We start from the raw sequence: 14,631 nt of genomic DNA, 5'->3' as shown, positions 1-14,631 counted from the left end.
CGTTTCGTCCGGCCTGACTAACGTGCTGCGCCCGCGAAGGCGAGGCCGGGGTCGTAACAAACCGTGATGTCGCTCTTCTGAAAGACGCGGATGGAAGATCCGACGATCTCAGGCCGGCTCGAACGTCAGGCGCAGGCCCAGCGAACGGGTGATCTTCAGGATCGAGGCGAAGGAGGGGTTGCCGTCGCTGGACAGGGCCTTGTAGAGCCCTTCGCGCGACATCCGGGCGTCCCGCGCGAGCTGGCTCATGTTGCGGGTGCGGGCGACCACGCCGAGGGCATGGGCGAAATAGCTTACGTCGTCGGTGGCCTCGACCTCGGCCAGAACCGCCTCCAGATAGGTGGCGATGTCCTGATCGGTCTTCAGATGCTCGGCGGCGTCGAAGGGGGCGTAGTCAGTCATCGTAATTCTCCTTGAAGGCCGCGGCCATGGCGTGGGCCGCGGCGATGTCCCTGGCCTGGGATGATTTGTCGCCGCCGCCGAGCAGGACGATCAGCCGACCGCCGCGCCGGAGCAGATAGACGCGATAGCCCGGGCCGTAGTCGATCCGCAGTTCCGTCACGCCGCCGCCGACCGATTTGTGGTCGCCGAGTTGGCCGAGGCCGAGACGCTCGACCCGGACGATGATGCGGGCGGCGGCCCGCCGGTCCCTGAGCCCGTCCAGCCACCGGGCGAACACGCGACTGCGGATCACCTCGACCATAGCGTCCACTGTGGTTCATAGATCTGGACCCGTCAACTCTGGTTCACGCCGCCGCCTGCTTCAGGGCTTCCTCGCCCCAGGCATTGAGGCTTTTGCCGGAGAGTTCGGCGGCGCGGGCGGCGGCGGCGTGAACCTCGGGCGAGACGCGGAGCATCAACTGGCCCGAGTAGGATTTCTGAGGCGGTTTGCCGATCGCGGCGCAGGTCCGGATGTAGTCGTCCACCGCCTCATGGAAGGCGGCCTTGAGATCCTTCACGGTGTCGGCGTGGAAACTCACGCCATCGGTGATCCCCGCGATCCGGCCGAAGAAGATTTCGTCCGCATCGTCGTACTCGATGCGGGCGCTGTAGCCCTTGTAGTTCATGGCGCTCATGGTTTCGCTCCGATCCTGACTAGAAACGCTCTGGCCTCGCGGACCTGATATCGTTTCGCCTCCCTGGCGGGGTGGGGCCGGTGAAAGCTGGCCACCTCGCCGTTGAACACAAACCGCACCCGCGACCCTGATCCCTCGACAACCGTGCATCCCGCGGCGATCAGAAGACCCTCGATCGCGGCCCATTCGATGGTCCCCGACGCCGGATCGGTGAACACAGCCTTCAGGGCCTTGCGCCGCTTGCTGTTCATGCAAGCAGCATATGGGGGATGTCACGCCTTTTGCAAGCGATTTATGAAAGCAAAGATCGCTCCGTCGGAGCCTGTCCACGGCTGTTCGATCGGGCGAGGCTAAAACCGGCGTGTGCCCCCACCGAGAAGAATGCGACGCCTAAACCCCGCCTTAACCGCGATGATTCACCAATCGGCGCTCAAGCTGTGCGGGGCCGAGTAGAAATGTCCGGGTTGAAGACCGACGTCGTCCTGAGGGGCGACTGCATCGAGGTGCTGAAGGGCCTGCCCGACGCCTGCGTCGACATGGTCTTCGCCGATCCTCCCTATAATCTGCAGCTGGGCGGCGACCTGCTGCGGCCGGACAATTCGAAGGTCGACGCGGTCGACGACGACTGGGACAGGTTCGACAGCTTCGCGACCTATGACGCCTTCACCCGGGCCTGGCTGACGGAGTGCCGCCGGGTGCTGAAGCCGGAGGGCTCGATCTGGGTGATCGGCAGCTATCACAACGTCTTCCGCCTGGGTTCGGCGATCCAGGACCTGGGCTTCTGGGTCCTGAACGACATCATCTGGCGCAAGTCCAACCCGATGCCGAACTTCAAGGGCACCCGCTTCACCAATGCCCACGAGACCCTGATCTGGGCGGCCCGGAGCCGCGGGCAGAAGCGCTACACCTTCAACTACGACGCGCTGAAGGCCTTCAACGAGGACGTCCAGATGCGCTCGGACTGGACCTTCGCCCTGTGCACCGGCGAGGAGCGGATCAAGGACGCCGACGGCAGGAAGGCCCACCCGACCCAGAAGCCGGAGGCCCTGCTGCACCGGGTGCTGCTGGCGGCGACGCGGCCCGGCGATGTGGTGCTGGACCCGTTCTTCGGCACCGGCACCACCGGCGCGGCGGCGAGGCGGCTGGGACGCCGCTTCATCGGCGTCGAGCGCGACGAGACCTACGCCAGGGTCGCCGAGAAGCGCATCAGGGCGGTGATCCCGGCCGCGCCCGAGGACATCGTCGTCACCGGCTCCAAACGGGCCGAACCGAAGGTGCCGTTCGGCGCCCTGGTCGAGGCCGGCCTGCTGCGGCCCGGCGACCGGCTGTATTGCCCGAAGGGCGAGCGCGAGGCGCGGGTGCGGGCCGACGGCTCGCTGGTCTCCGGATCGCTCAGCGGCTCGATCCACAAGCTGGGGGCCCTGCTGGAGAACGCCCCGGCCTGCAACGGCTGGACCTACTGGCGCTTCAAGTCGGACCAGGGCCTGAGGTCGATCGACGCCCTGCGCGCCGAGGTCCGCGCGGGCATGCAGTAGCCGCTCCTGTAACGCTGTAAACCCCGGTAGAAGCGTCCGAAAAATCGGCCGTATGCGAGGAACTCTTCGCAGCTGCGAAGGTTACTCCCGATGTCCGATTTCCGGCATCGAGAGCGCGCGCCATGAAGATCGCCCAGGTCACGCCCCTCTATGAGGCCGTCCCGCCGAAGCTGTACGGCGGCACGGAACGCGTGGTGGCGCATCTGACCGACGCCCTCGTCGAGCTGGGCCACGAGGTCACGCTGTTCGCGGCCGCCGACGCCGCCACCCGGGCGCGGCTGATCCCGGTGCGCGACCAGGCGATCCGGCTGGATCCGACCGCTCTCAAGTCCGACCTGGCGGCGCACATGAGCATGCTGTCCGAGGTGCTGGAGCGCGTCGACGAGTTCGACGTGATCCACTTCCACACGGACATGATCCATTTCCCCTTCTTCGCCCGCCATGCCGACCGGACCGTCACCACCCTGCACGGCCGGCTGGACCTGAAGGATCTGCCGGGCGTCTACGAGCACTGGGGCGAGTTCGGGCTGGTGTCGATCTCGGACGACCAGCGCCGGCCGCTGCCGCTGGCCAACTGGAGGGCGACCGTCCATCACGGCATGCCGGCGGAACTGTACCGCTTCTCGCCGGCGCCGCAGGGCTATCTCGCCTTTCTCGGGCGGATCTCGCCCGAGAAGAGACCGGACCGGGCCATCGAGATCGCCACCAGGCTGAACAAGCCGCTGAAGATGGCGGCCAAGGTCGACGCCGCCGACAAGGTCTATTGGGAGACCTTCATCCGCCCCATGGTCGAGGGCAATCCGCTGGTCGAATTCGTCGGCGAGATCGGCGACCACCAGAAGTCCGCCTTCCTCGGCGGGGCCGAGGCCCTGCTGTTCCCGATCGACTGGCCCGAGCCGTTCGGCCTGGTGATGATCGAGGCCATGGCCTGCGGAACCCCGGTGGTGGCCTTCCGCTGCGGGTCCACGCCGGAGGTCGTCGAGGACGGCGCCACGGGCTATCTGGTCGACACCGTGGAGCAGGCCATCGCCGCCGCCGCACACGCCCACCAGCTGGACCGCGAGGCCGTCCGGGCGCGTTTCGAACTGCGCTTCTCGGCCACGGCCATGGCCCGGCGCTATCTGGACGTCTACGGCGACCTGCTGGCCCGGCGGCCGTTCGCGGAAGCCCCGCTCGACGACGTCGTGACGCCGCTGCGGCCGCACGAGGGCCGGAGTTTCGCCGGCCTGGCCTGAACCGCCGGACCGTTTCGACCATTACCGTAAGCAGGCGGTCGCCGGCGCCCGCCCGTCCCTGAAGCCTCGCGAGGAGATCGATGGACGACGCCTACACGGTCAAGGTCACCGCGCTGGAGACCGGCGAAGCCGAGACGGCCGAGCAGCTTCAGGCGTTGAAAGCCGGCGATTGCTTCCTGGTGGCCGACGGCTGGGGCGATCTGCGGGAGGGGGCCGAGGGCCTTTTCGACAACGACACCCGCATTCTGTCCCGCCTGCTGCTGCGCGTCGGACGGGCCCGGCCCTCGCGGCTGAGCTCGGGGGTGTCGCGCGACAACGTCTTCTTCACCTGCCACGCCACCAACCGGCCGCTGCCGCCGATGGGCGGCAAGTCGGCGCCGGCCGGGGTGCTGCACCTCGAGCGCCGGCGGTTCCTGTGGGAGCGGCGGATGTTCGAGCGCATCCGCGTCGCCAACCACGGGATCGAGGACGTGCTGCTGCCGCTGTCGGTCGACTACGGGGCCGATTTCGCCGACATCTTCGAGGTCCGGGGAACCCGGCGGGAGCGCAAGGGGGAGATCCGCCCCCCGACCACGGACGGCCGCCGGGTCAACTTCAGCTACATGGGCCTGGACGGGGTCGAGCGGCGCGGCTGCGTGGCCTTCTCCGAGCCGCCGGCCCGGATGAGCGCGTCCCGGGCCGAGTTCATGTTCAGCCTGCCGCGCGGCCGGACCCTGGACCTGTACGTCGAGTGCGGGGCCGATCGCTGCGACGCCCCGTCGGAAGAGCGCTGGCGGGTGCACGCGGTGCAGGCCCGGCTGGCGATGCGGGCCCGCCGCCGCCGGGGCGCCTCGCTGCGGGGGCCGCGCAGTCCCCGGTTCAACGACTGGCTGGAACAGTCGCGCGCCGACGTGGCCCTGCTGACCACGGAACTGCCGACGGGACCGTATCCCTACGCCGGCACGCCGTGGTTCTCGACGCCGTTCGGCCGGGACGGCATCATCACGGCCTGGCAGCTGCTGTGGCTGGACCCGTCCCTGGCCAAGGGGGTGCTGACCTATCTGGCCATGCGGCAGGCGACCGAAACCTCGGCCTTCGAGGATTCCGCGCCCGGCAAGATCATGCACGAGACCCGACGCGGCGAAATGGCGGCGCTGGGCGAGGTGCCGTTCGGCCGCTACTACGGCGGGGTCGACACCACCTGCCTGTTCGTCGCCCTGGCCGGAGCCTACGCCCGCCGCACCGGCGATCTGGACACCATCCAGCGGCTGTGGCCGAACCTGCTGGCGGCGGCGGGCTGGATGCGCGAGCATGGCGACATCCAGGGCAACGGCCTGATCGCCTATCAGCGCGCCGCCGAGACCGGACTGTCCAACCAGGGCTGGAAGGACTCGGAGGACTCGATCTTCCACAGCGACGGACGCTTTCCGCGGGGGCCGGTGGCGCTGCTGGAGGTGCAGGGCTACGCCTTCTCGGCATGGCGGGCGATGGCCGACCTCGGCCTCCGGCTGGGCAAGGCCGGGGCGTCCGAATGGGAGGCGCAGGCCGAATCCGTGCGGGCGCTCGTCGAGGAGCGGTTCTGGCTGGAGGACGAGCAGTTCTACGCCGTGGCGCTGGACGGGGACGGCGCGCCCTGCCGGGCCATCGCCTCGAACGCCGGCCATCTGCTGTTCAGCGGCCTGCCCAGTCCCGAGCGGGCCCGGGCGGTCACCCGCCGGATGCTGTCGGCCGAGTTCCGCTCCGGATGGGGCCTCCGCACCCTCGCCACCGGCCAGCCCCGCTTCAATCCGATGAGCTACCACGACGGCTCCGTCTGGCCGCACGACACGGCCTTGGCGGCCGCCGGCATGGCGCGCTACGGCGAGCGACGGGCCGTGGCCATGCTGCTGAACGAAATCTACGAGGCGGCGACGCATTTCGAACTGCGCCTGCCCGAGCTGTTCTGCGGGTTCCAGCGACTGCCCGGCGAGCCGCCGATCGCCTATCCGGTGGCCTGCCTGCCCCAGGCCTGGGCGGCGGGGTCGGTGTTCATGATGATGCAGGCCGCCCTGGGGGTCAGCATCGACGCCATCACCGGGGTGATCGAGATCGACAATCCGATGATGCCCGCGGGAATCGAGCACCTGATCCTGTCCCGTCTGCAGGTCGGGGAGGCCGTGATCGACCTCGCCTTCGACCGCGTCAACGGACAGACGGTGGTGGCCCCCCGGCGACGCGACGGCGATCTTCGCGTGCGCCTGACCCGCTAGAGCCTGATCGGTTGAGGAGGAATCGCTTCGCGATTCCGCCGATGCCGTGAATCAGGCTCTAAACCGATTTCGCCCTAGCCGGCCAGGGCCCGGTCGAGCGCCTTGCGGAACACCGTCGGAAGGGCCTGCCGGGCCTCGACCGGCGGCCGCCACAGGAAATCGCCGCGGCCCGTGGCGGTTCGGACCTCCAGGGTCAGGGCGAAATGGGTGAACACATGTTCGACGGCGCCGACGGCGACCCAGTCGCCGGGGGCCGGCGGAGCCGTCTGCGCCGCCGCGGCGCCCCAGTCGGACGTCGGCAGCCCCAGCATGCCGCCCAGCAGGCCCCGGTCGGGCCGCCGCACCAGGGCGACACGCCCGTGGTCGTCGCGGAGAACCCAGGCGAGGCCGCGCCGGTGCGGGCGTTCGGCCTTCGGGGTCTTGAGCGGATAGCGCTCCGGCCGTCCCGACCGGACGCCGAGGCAGCCGTCCGCCAGCGGGCAGCGGGCGCAGATCGGCGCGCCCGGCCGGCAGACCGTGGCCCCGAGATCCATCAGGGCCTGGGCCCAGTCGCCGGGACGGTCGTCGGCCACCAGCGTGGCGGCCAGCCGCTTCAGTTCCGGTTTGGCGGCGGGCAGCGGCGTCCCGACCGCGAACAGCCGCGCCATGACCCGCTCGACATTGCCGTCGACCACATTGGCGGGTTGATCGAAGGCGATGGCGACGACGGCGGCGGCGGTGTAGGGCCCGACCCCCGGAAGGGCGAGAAGCTCCGCCTCGGCGGCCGGAAAGACGCCGCCGTGCTCACGGGCGACGGCGCGGGCGCAGGCCAGCAGGTTGCGGGCGCGGGCGTAGTAGCCCAGCCCCGCCCAGGCCGCCATGACATCTTCGTCGGCGGCGGCGGCGAGGTCCGAGACGGTCGGCCAGCGGCGGGTGAAGGCCTGGAAATAGGGGGTGGCGTGCGCCGTGGTGGTCTGCTGCAGCATGACCTCGGACAGCCAGACCCGGTACGGATCGGGGCGATCCGACCCCGGCCCGGCCCGCCAGGCCAGGGCGCGGCGGTGACGATCGTACCAGTCCAGCAGCGCCGCCCGGAGGGCGGACCGGTCGAGGGCGACCTGGACGGGCGGCTGGCAGGCGACGGGCGGCATTCCCCGCGCTATAAACCGGAAATGCGCCGCACGCTGCCCACAGACGCCGAGGCCCGCGAAATCCTGTCGCGCCGCCGCACCCGTCCCGCCCCGCGGCCGGCCCCGAAGGCCGGGCGGGCGCTGCAGGGGCTGATCCGGGAGCTGGACGCGAAATTCGGCCGCGGGGCCTCGGCGCTGGAGCCGCGCTGGACCGAGATCGTCGGCGAGCGCCTCGCCCGGGTGACCCGGCCGCAGAAGCTGACCAAGGGTCGCGGCGGCGCGGGTGGAACGCTGGAGCTGCGCGTGGCCGGGCCCGCGGCCCTGCTGGTCCAGCATCAGTCGGAGGAGATCCTGCAGCGGGTCAATCTCTTCCTCGGCCCCGGCAGCGTCGACCGGCTGCGGATCGCCCAAGGGCCGGTCAAGCCGCCGGTCGGCCTGCCGCCGCCGCCCCGCTCCCGCGCCGGCCCGCGCCCCCTGAGCGCGCATCAGGAGGCCGAGCTCAAGGCCGCCCTCGCCGAGGCGCCCGATCCGCTCAAGGGCCCGCTGGAGCGGCTGGGCCGCGCCGTGATGTCCGATCCGCAGAAGGGGCGCGATCGCGCGGGCGATTGACAAAACTTCGCCGCTTCTGTTCTCGAAAACCCCTGTGCGCGCATTTCCGGGGGAATCGCGCGATGCTCTTCATCCCCGTGCCAGTGAGGACCACTCCATGAGCGCCACGATCAAATACGCCGCGATGAGCCGCCGCGCGGCGATGACCGCCGCCGCGATGGCCGCCATGGTCACGCTGTCCGGCTGCAACGGCGGCGGCGCCGGCAAGGCGGCCGAGGGCGACATGGCCCTGGGCGCCCCTGAGGGAGCCAAGGTCACCGTGGTCGAATACGCCTCGGTCACCTGCCCCCATTGCGCCACCTGGCAGGAAGAAACCTGGCCGGCGTTCAAGGCCGCCTACGTCGACACCAACAAGGTTCGCTTCGTCTTCCGCGAACTGCCGACGCCGCCGACCGAGGTCGCCGTGGCCGGCTTCCTGGTGGCGCGCTGCGCCGGCGGGGTCGAGAACTACTTCAACGTCATCCACGAGCTGATGGCCGACCAGCGCAATCTGGTGACGGACCCGCGGACCACCCTGTTCCGGGTCGGCAACGGCTTGGGCATGAACCAGCAGCGGATCCAGGACTGCATCACCGACGAGGCCGCCCTGCAGGCCTCGGAAGAGCGGGCGAAGGCGGCGATGAGCGCCGGCGTCACCGGCACGCCGACGTTTTTCGTGAACGACGTCAAGGTCATCACTCCCGGCGGCGAGGGCGCGAGCCTCGAGGACCTGTCCAAGGCGATCGACGCCGAGCTGGCCAAGGGCTGATCGTCCGGTGACGCGGCTGTCGCGGGTCCTGCTGCCGGTCATCGTCGCGATCGCCGCGCCCGCGGCGGCGTTCGCCCAGACGGTCGAGCCGGTGCGCGCGGGCGACCGGACCCTGGGATCGGCCGCCGCCCCGGTGACGCTGACGGTCTATCTGTCGACGACCTGCAGCCACTGCGCCGACTGGCACACGCGGGATTTCCCGGCCTTCAAGGCGCGGTTCGTCGACACCGGCCAGGTGCGGGTGGCGTTCCGCGACCTGCCGACCCCGCCGCAACAGGTCGCCGTCGCCGGCGCGGTGATGAGCCGCTGCGCGCCGGAGGAGAAATACGCAGAGGTGCTCGAGGCCCTGTTCCGCGGACAGCCGCGGCTGCACGCCCAGCCGGGACCGCCGCCGCAGCAGACGGTGGTCAGCTGGCTGGCGGCCGGGGGCGCGGCGGGCGGCCTGACGCCGGACCAGATGAACGCCTGCTTCGCCAGCGAGGCCTCCTTCGCCGAGATCGAGGCCCGCGCCCGCCAGGCCTCGGCCGACGGCGTCAATGCGACGCCCAGCTTCTTCATCAACGGCGAGCCGGCGCCGGCCGCCATGGCTGCGCACGACGTGGCCGCGTTCGAGCCCCTGATCCAGCCGCTGCTCGACGGCCGGTGACCTGATAGCGGGATGCAGTTCCAGCGCCTTCGGCTCGTCGGTTTCAAGTCCTTCGTCGATCCCGCCGAGGTGCATATCGAGCCGGGCCTGACCGGCGTGGTCGGGCCCAACGGCTGCGGCAAGTCCAATGTGCTGGAAGGCCTGCGCTGGGTCATGGGGGCCAATTCCGCCAAGGCCATGCGCGGCCAGGGCATGGACGACGTGATCTTCGCCGGGGCCGCCAACCGGCCGCCGCGCAGCCACGCCGAGGTCTCGCTGACCATCGACAACGCCCAGCGCAAGGCGCCCCAGCCGTTCACCGACAGCGCCGTCATCGAGGTGTCGCGCCGCATCGACCGCGGCCAGGGCTCGACCTACCGGATCAACGGCAAGGAGGTGCGGGCCCGCGACGTGCAGCTGCTGTTCGCCGACGCCTCGACCGGGGCCAATTCGCCGGCGCTGGTGCGGCAGGGGCAGATCAGCGAACTGATCGCCGCCAGGCCGCAGAACCGCCGACGCATCCTCGAGGAGGCCGGCGGCGTGGCCGGCCTGCACACCCGCCGGCACGAGGCCGAGCTGCGGCTGAAGGCGGCCGAGACCAACCTCGAACGGCTGGACGACATCGGCCGCGAGCTGGAGACCACCCTCGCCCGCCTGAAACGCGAGGCCCGGCAGGCCGAGAAATACAAGAAGATCTCGGCCGAGATCCGCGCCCTGCAGGCGGCGCTGCTGTTCGTGCGCTGGAACGACGCCCGGACGGCGGCGGAGGCGGCGGCGCAGGAGCTGGCCGAGGCCGACCGGGCGGTGCTGGAGGCGACCACGGCGTCCGGTCGGGCGCAGACGGCGTCGCTGAACGCCCAGGAGGCGCTGAAGCCGGCGAGGGAGGAGGATGCGGTGGCCGGGGCCCTGCTGCACCGCGCCTCGCTGGAGCGCGACCGGCTGGACATGGCCGAACAGGCGGCCCGGGCCGAGGTCGAGCGACTGACCGCCGAGGCCGCCCGCATCGCCGCCGACATCGAGCGCGAGACCGCCATGGCCGGGGACGCCGAGGGCGAGCTGACCCGGCTCGGCGCGGCGCTGGAAGCCCTGCAGGCGGAGATGGCGGCCGCCCCGGCGCGCGGGCCGGAGCTGGAGGCGGCGCTGGCCGCGGCGGAGGACGCCCGCAAGGCCGCCGACGCCGGGGTCGAGCGGGTGGCCGGGGCGGCGGCGGCGGTCGAGGCGCGGGTCTCGGCCGAGAACGCCCGCAAGCGCGACGCCGAGGCGCGGGTGGCCCGGGCCGAGGCCCAGCTGGCCTCGGCCAAGTCCGAACGCGAGGCGCTCGGCCCGCTGGAGACGCCGGAGATCGGGGTCGCCCGGGCGGCGCTGGAGCAGGCCCAGGCCGAGCTCGCCGCCGCGCGGGCGACGGTCGAGGCGGCCGAGACTGAGCGCGGCGACCGGGCCCGGGCCGAGCAGGCGGCGCGGCAGGCGGCGCGGGCGGCCGAGGACCGGCTGGGCCGGCTGCAGACCGAGGCGCGCGGCCTCGCCCAGCTGCTGGTCCAGGGCAGGCGCGAGTACCCGCCGGCGCTCGACCGGGTGCAGGCCGACAAGGGCTATGAGGCGGCGCTGGCGGCGGCGCTGGGCGACGATCTGGACGCGGCCCTCGACGCCCGCGCGGCGGCCTGGTGGGCGGGGGCGGAGGCGCCGTCTCCCTCGTGGCCGGAGGGCGTCGAGCCGCTGGCCGACCATGTGACGGCGCCCGAGCAGCTGCGGGCGCGGCTGGCGCTGTGCGGCGTGGCGGCGCGCGGCGAGATCGAGGCCCTGGCGAAGCACCTGCCGGCCGGGGCCCGCCTGGTCACCCGCGAGGGCGACTTGTGGCGCTGGGACGGCTTCGTGCAGCGCGCCGAGGCTCCCCGCCCGGCGGCGGTGCGGCTGGCCCAGCGCACCCGCCTGTCGGAGCTGGAGACGGAGATCGACGAGGGCAGGCCGGCGCTGGAGGCGGCGCAAGCGGCGTTGAAGGCGGCGACCGAAGCCTTCCGCGCCTCGGAGGAGGCGGTGAAGACGGCCCGCGCCGCGCCCTTCGCTCTGGACAAGGCCGCCGCCGCCGCCCGCGACCGCGTCGAGGCGCTCGGCCGCGAGCAGGCCCGTAAGGAGGCGCGGGCCCAGGCGCTGGACGAGACCCTGGCCCGGCTCGCGGGCGAGGTCGGGGCCGCCCAGGCGGCGCTGGCCGAGGCGCAGGGCGACGAGGCGCCGTCGGAGACGCTGGACGGCTTGCGCGCCGAACTGACGGCGGCGCGGGCGGCGGCGGACGCGGCGCGCGGCGCGGCGGCGACAGCGCAGGTCGAGCGCGACGCCGAGGCCCGCGAGGTCGCAGGGCGTCAGACCCGGCTGGACGACCTGACCCGCGAACGCGACGGCTGGGCGGCGCGGGCGAAGGACGCCACGGCGCGGATCGCGGCGCTGGAGAAGGACGCGGCGACGACCGCCGTCCGGCTGAAGGGGGCGTCCGACGCGCCGGAACGGCTGGCGGCGCAGCGCTCGGCCCTGCTCGACGCCCTGACCACGGCGGAGACGCGGCGCAAGGCGGCGGCGGACGCGCTGGCGCTGGCCGAGGGTCAGGCCGGCGAGGCGGACAGGGCGGCGCGGGCGGCCGAGGCGGCGGCCTCGGCGGCGCGCGAGGCGCGGGCCGGGCTGGCGGCGCGGGCCGAGGCGGCCGCCGAGAAGCTCGTGGAGACCGAGGCGAACCTCCGCGAGACGGCGCAGATGTCGCCGGAGGAGCTGGGGCAGAAGCTCCAGGACGACGCCATCGCCCGCCCGCCGGACGCGGCCGGGGCGGAGAGCCTGCTGTACGGCCTGGAGCGCGAGCGCGAGGCGCTGGGCGCGGTCAACCTGCTGGCCGAGGACGAGGCCAATGAGTACGGCGACCGGCTGCAGACGATGAGGGTCGAGCGCTCGGACCTGACCAGCGCCATCGCCAAACTGCGCGACGGCATCGACGAGCTCAACGCCGAGGGCCGCGAGCGGCTGGTGGCGGCCTTCGACATCATCAACGACAATTTCAAGAGCCTGTTCGAGGCCCTGTTCGGCGGCGGCCAGGCCGAGCTGAAACTGGTCGAGAGCGACGATCCGCTCGAGGCCGGCCTGGAGATCTACGCCTGCCCGCCGGGCAAGCGGCTGGCGGTGATGAGCCTGATGTCGGGCGGCGAACAGGCCCTCACGGCGGCGGCCCTGATCTTCGCCGTCTTCCTGGCCAATCCGGCCCCGGTCTGCGTGCTGGACGAGGTCGATGCCCCGCTGGATGACGCCAACGTCGACCGCTTCTGCCGCATGCTGGACGAGATGAGGAAGCGCACGGACACCCGCTTCATCGTCATCACCCACAACCCGGTGACCATGAGCCGGATGGACCGGCTGTACGGCGTCACCATGCCCGAACGGGGGGTGTCGCAACTGGTCAGCGTGGACCTGACGCAGGCGGAAGAGATCGTGGCGGCGTAATGTCGTGAGTGAAGAGTGCCAGTGAGCAAGGAGTGAACGAGGAACGCGCTGGCGGTCGCCGCATTCGGCTCTCCTCTTGCTCACTGGCACTCTTCACCCCTTCAGCACCTCCGTCCGCACGAACCAGCCGAAGATGGCCGGCCCCTCGATGACGTAGCGGCGGAACATGCGGCGGGGCTGGGTCAGCAGGCGGTGCAGCCATTCCAGCGACAGCCGCTGGAAGATGCGCGGCGCGCGCCGCTGGCGGCCGGTCAGGAAGTCGACCGAGGCGCCGACGCACAGGGCCACGCCCTGCTCCCGGCCGGCGGCGCGCAGGGCGTGGGCGAACATCTCCTGCTTGGGGAAGGAGACGCAGGCCAGCAGAACGTCCCAGTCGGCCGCCGCGGCGGCGTCGACGGCGGCGTCCCAGGCCGGGGTTCCGGGACTCAGCATCGGGGCCTCGATGAAGGTCAGGCGACGGTCCGGATAGCGCGCGGCCAGGTCGTCGAAGGCGGCGCGGTCGGGGCCGAACACGCCGATGGTCAGGTCGTGGCCCGCGGCCAGCAGGTCGGCGGTCAGGTCCGAGCCGGGATAGACCGCCAGCGCCTTTCCGCGCAGCCGGGCCAGGTGGGCGAGGACGCGGCTGTCGCAGACCTTCAGGGCGGCGCCGTCATAGATCCCGGCCTCAAGCCGGCCGTCCATCAGCTTGATGACGTGGTCGACGTTGGGGGTGACGACATAGCCGTAGGAACCGCGCGCCATGGCGGCCACCCGGGCCAGCAGGGCGGGCCGGTCTCCATCGGCGAAGTCCAGCGTCATGAAGCGCGTCATCGCCGGAGCCTACGCGCCCGCGGGTCAACGCGCGGTTACGACGGCCGCCGTCTCGACCATGTCCGCCAGCGACCGGGTGGCGTCGGGCAGCGCCGCCGCGCGCGCGGCGCGGCTCATCGCCTCCAGCCGGGCCGGGTCCCCGAGAATGGCGGCCAGCACGCCGGTCAGCCGCTCGACCGTGACCTCGTCTTCCAGCAACACCTGCGCCCCGCCGGCGTCGGCGAGGCCGCCGGCGTTGAAGCGCTGATGGTCGTCCGTGGCGATCTTCAGCGGGATCAGGATCGACGGCAGGCCGGCCACGGCCAGTTCCGAACAGGTCGAGGCGCCGGCCCGGCCGATGACCAGATGGGCCGCCGACAGCCGCCGGGCCATGTCGTTGAAGAAGGGGGCGACCTCGGCGTCGACGCCGGCGTCCAGATAGATCCGGCGGGCCGCCTCCAGAGTCTCGGGGCGGGACTGCTGCTGCACCTTCAGGCGCGAGCGGATGGCGTCCGGCAGGGCCGCCAGCGCCCGCGGCGCGGTCTCGGACAGGATGCGCGCGCCCTGGCTGCCGCCGGTGACGAGGACATGGATCGGGCCGTCCGGCGCGGGCGCGAGATAGGGTCGGTCGTACAGGGCGCGGATGTCGGAGCGCACCGGATTGCCGACCAGGCGGACCCGCGCGCCGACGCCCTGCGGCGCCTTCCGCAGGTTGGGGAAGGAGGAGGCGACCGCCCCGACCCAGGGGGCGAGCCACCGGTTGGTGCGGCCCAGCACCGAATTCTGCTCATGCACCAGGGTCGGCCTCCCCTGGCTGAGCGCCGCCAGCAGGGCCGGGGCCGAGGGATAGCCGCCGAAGCCGACCACCACCGCCGCGTCCAGCCGCTTCAGCGCCGCCCGGGCCTGAAACACCCCGCGGGCGATGGCCACGCCCGCCTTCGCCGTTCCGATCGGCCCGCGCCCGGTGGCGGCGTCCAGTGCGATCCGCTCCTCGGCCGGAAAGGCCTGGGCGTACGCTTCGCCCCTGTGGTCGGTGGCCAGCACGATCCGCCAGCCTCGCGACGCCAGCTCGCGCGCCAGGGCCTCGGCCGGGAACATGTGCCCGCCGGTGCCCCCGGCGGCGACGACGCAGACCCTGGATCTCATGAGTGGCTCCCGGATCGAGTGCTGGTGAATAGTGCTGGTGAGCAAGAGGTGAGCGGG

General features: G+C 72.1%; 14 protein-coding genes. 7 read left to right on the top strand and 7 right to left on the bottom strand.

What is annotated here, in order from left to right:
• Positions 1 to 108 precede the first annotated feature (108 nt).
• From Q0588_RS14885 to Q0588_RS14870, 4 genes are read right to left on the bottom strand one after another with little or no spacing between them, the layout of a single operon-like run.
• Positions 109 to 402 (bottom strand): addiction module antidote protein, encoded by a 294-nt coding sequence (locus Q0588_RS14885; protein ID WP_298747726.1) that lies wholly within the window; start codon positions 400 to 402, stop codon positions 109 to 111.
• The gene (locus Q0588_RS14880; protein ID WP_298747853.1) at positions 395 to 703 is read right to left on the bottom strand and encodes a type II toxin-antitoxin system RelE/ParE family toxin; all 309 of its coding nucleotides are present in this window, start codon (positions 701 to 703) and stop codon (positions 395 to 397) included. Before Q0588_RS14880 ends, Q0588_RS14885 begins: the two co-directional genes overlap by 8 nt.
• A 43-nt stretch (positions 704 to 746) precedes the next feature.
• Positions 747 to 1,076 carry a type II toxin-antitoxin system HicB family antitoxin gene (locus Q0588_RS14875; RefSeq protein ID WP_298747724.1) on the bottom strand — a complete coding sequence of 110 codons (330 nt, stop codon included), beginning with the start codon at positions 1,074 to 1,076 and terminating at the stop codon, positions 747 to 749.
• Positions 1,073 to 1,327: a type II toxin-antitoxin system HicA family toxin gene (locus tag Q0588_RS14870; protein WP_298747722.1), complete on the bottom strand. Its 255-nt coding sequence runs from the start codon at positions 1,325 to 1,327 to the stop codon at positions 1,073 to 1,075. The genes Q0588_RS14875 and Q0588_RS14870 overlap by 4 nt, the downstream gene beginning before the upstream one ends.
• Positions 1,328 to 1,531: 204 nt before the next feature.
• Between Q0588_RS14870 and Q0588_RS14865 the strand changes: the two genes are divergently transcribed.
• From Q0588_RS14865 to Q0588_RS14855, 3 genes are all read left to right on the top strand, one after another.
• Positions 1,532 to 2,611 (top strand): site-specific DNA-methyltransferase, encoded by a 1,080-nt coding sequence (locus Q0588_RS14865; protein ID WP_298747720.1) that lies wholly within the window; start codon positions 1,532 to 1,534, stop codon positions 2,609 to 2,611.
• Between the two features lie 122 nt (positions 2,612 to 2,733).
• On the top strand, positions 2,734 to 3,846 hold the full coding sequence (locus tag Q0588_RS14860; protein WP_298747718.1) for a glycosyltransferase family 4 protein: 1,113 nt from the start codon (positions 2,734 to 2,736) through the stop codon (positions 3,844 to 3,846).
• 80 nt (positions 3,847 to 3,926) lie between these two features.
• A complete protein-coding gene (locus Q0588_RS14855) occupies positions 3,927 to 6,074 on the top strand; it encodes a glycogen debranching N-terminal domain-containing protein (RefSeq protein WP_298747716.1) in 2,148 nt (715 codons plus the stop codon).
• A 74-nt stretch (positions 6,075 to 6,148) separates the two neighbouring features.
• Here Q0588_RS14855 and mutY read toward each other — a convergent pair whose 3' ends face one another.
• Positions 6,149 to 7,204, bottom strand: coding sequence for an A/G-specific adenine glycosylase (gene mutY / locus Q0588_RS14850; protein WP_298747714.1), 1,056 nt, complete (start codon positions 7,202 to 7,204; stop codon positions 6,149 to 6,151).
• A gap of 21 nt (positions 7,205 to 7,225) precedes the next feature.
• Here mutY and Q0588_RS14845 point away from each other — a divergent pair, with 21 nt between their 5' ends.
• From Q0588_RS14845 to smc, 4 genes are all read left to right on the top strand, one after another.
• The gene (locus Q0588_RS14845) at positions 7,226 to 7,792 is read left to right on the top strand and encodes a DciA family protein (RefSeq protein ID WP_298747712.1); all 567 of its coding nucleotides are present in this window, start codon (positions 7,226 to 7,228) and stop codon (positions 7,790 to 7,792) included.
• Between the two features lie 97 nt (positions 7,793 to 7,889).
• On the top strand, positions 7,890 to 8,540 hold the full coding sequence (locus tag Q0588_RS14840; protein WP_298747710.1) for a thioredoxin domain-containing protein: 651 nt from the start codon (positions 7,890 to 7,892) through the stop codon (positions 8,538 to 8,540).
• A 7-nt stretch (positions 8,541 to 8,547) separates the two neighbouring features.
• Positions 8,548 to 9,186 (top strand): thioredoxin domain-containing protein, encoded by a 639-nt coding sequence (locus tag Q0588_RS14835; protein WP_298747708.1) that lies wholly within the window; start codon positions 8,548 to 8,550, stop codon positions 9,184 to 9,186.
• Positions 9,187 to 9,198: 12 nt separating this feature from the next.
• Positions 9,199 to 12,639 (top strand): chromosome segregation protein SMC, encoded by a 3,441-nt coding sequence (smc, locus tag Q0588_RS14830; RefSeq protein WP_298747706.1) that lies wholly within the window; start codon positions 9,199 to 9,201, stop codon positions 12,637 to 12,639.
• Between the two features lie 93 nt (positions 12,640 to 12,732).
• On the opposite strand, the gene Q0588_RS14825 is transcribed toward smc, so the two are convergent.
• Both Q0588_RS14825 and murG read right to left on the bottom strand, forming a co-directional pair.
• Positions 12,733 to 13,449 (bottom strand): WecB/TagA/CpsF family glycosyltransferase, encoded by a 717-nt coding sequence (locus Q0588_RS14825; RefSeq protein ID WP_298747703.1) that lies wholly within the window; start codon positions 13,447 to 13,449, stop codon positions 12,733 to 12,735.
• Positions 13,450 to 13,473: 24 nt separating this feature from the next.
• On the bottom strand, positions 13,474 to 14,574 hold the full coding sequence (murG, locus tag Q0588_RS14820) for an undecaprenyldiphospho-muramoylpentapeptide beta-N-acetylglucosaminyltransferase (RefSeq protein ID WP_298747701.1): 1,101 nt from the start codon (positions 14,572 to 14,574) through the stop codon (positions 13,474 to 13,476).
• Positions 14,575 to 14,631: the final 57 nt, after the last annotated feature.

This window comes from uncultured Brevundimonas sp., assembly GCF_937870815.1.
GTDB lineage: Bacteria > Pseudomonadota > Alphaproteobacteria > Caulobacterales > Caulobacteraceae > Brevundimonas.
This window is presented reverse-complemented; position numbering and strand designations above follow the sequence as displayed.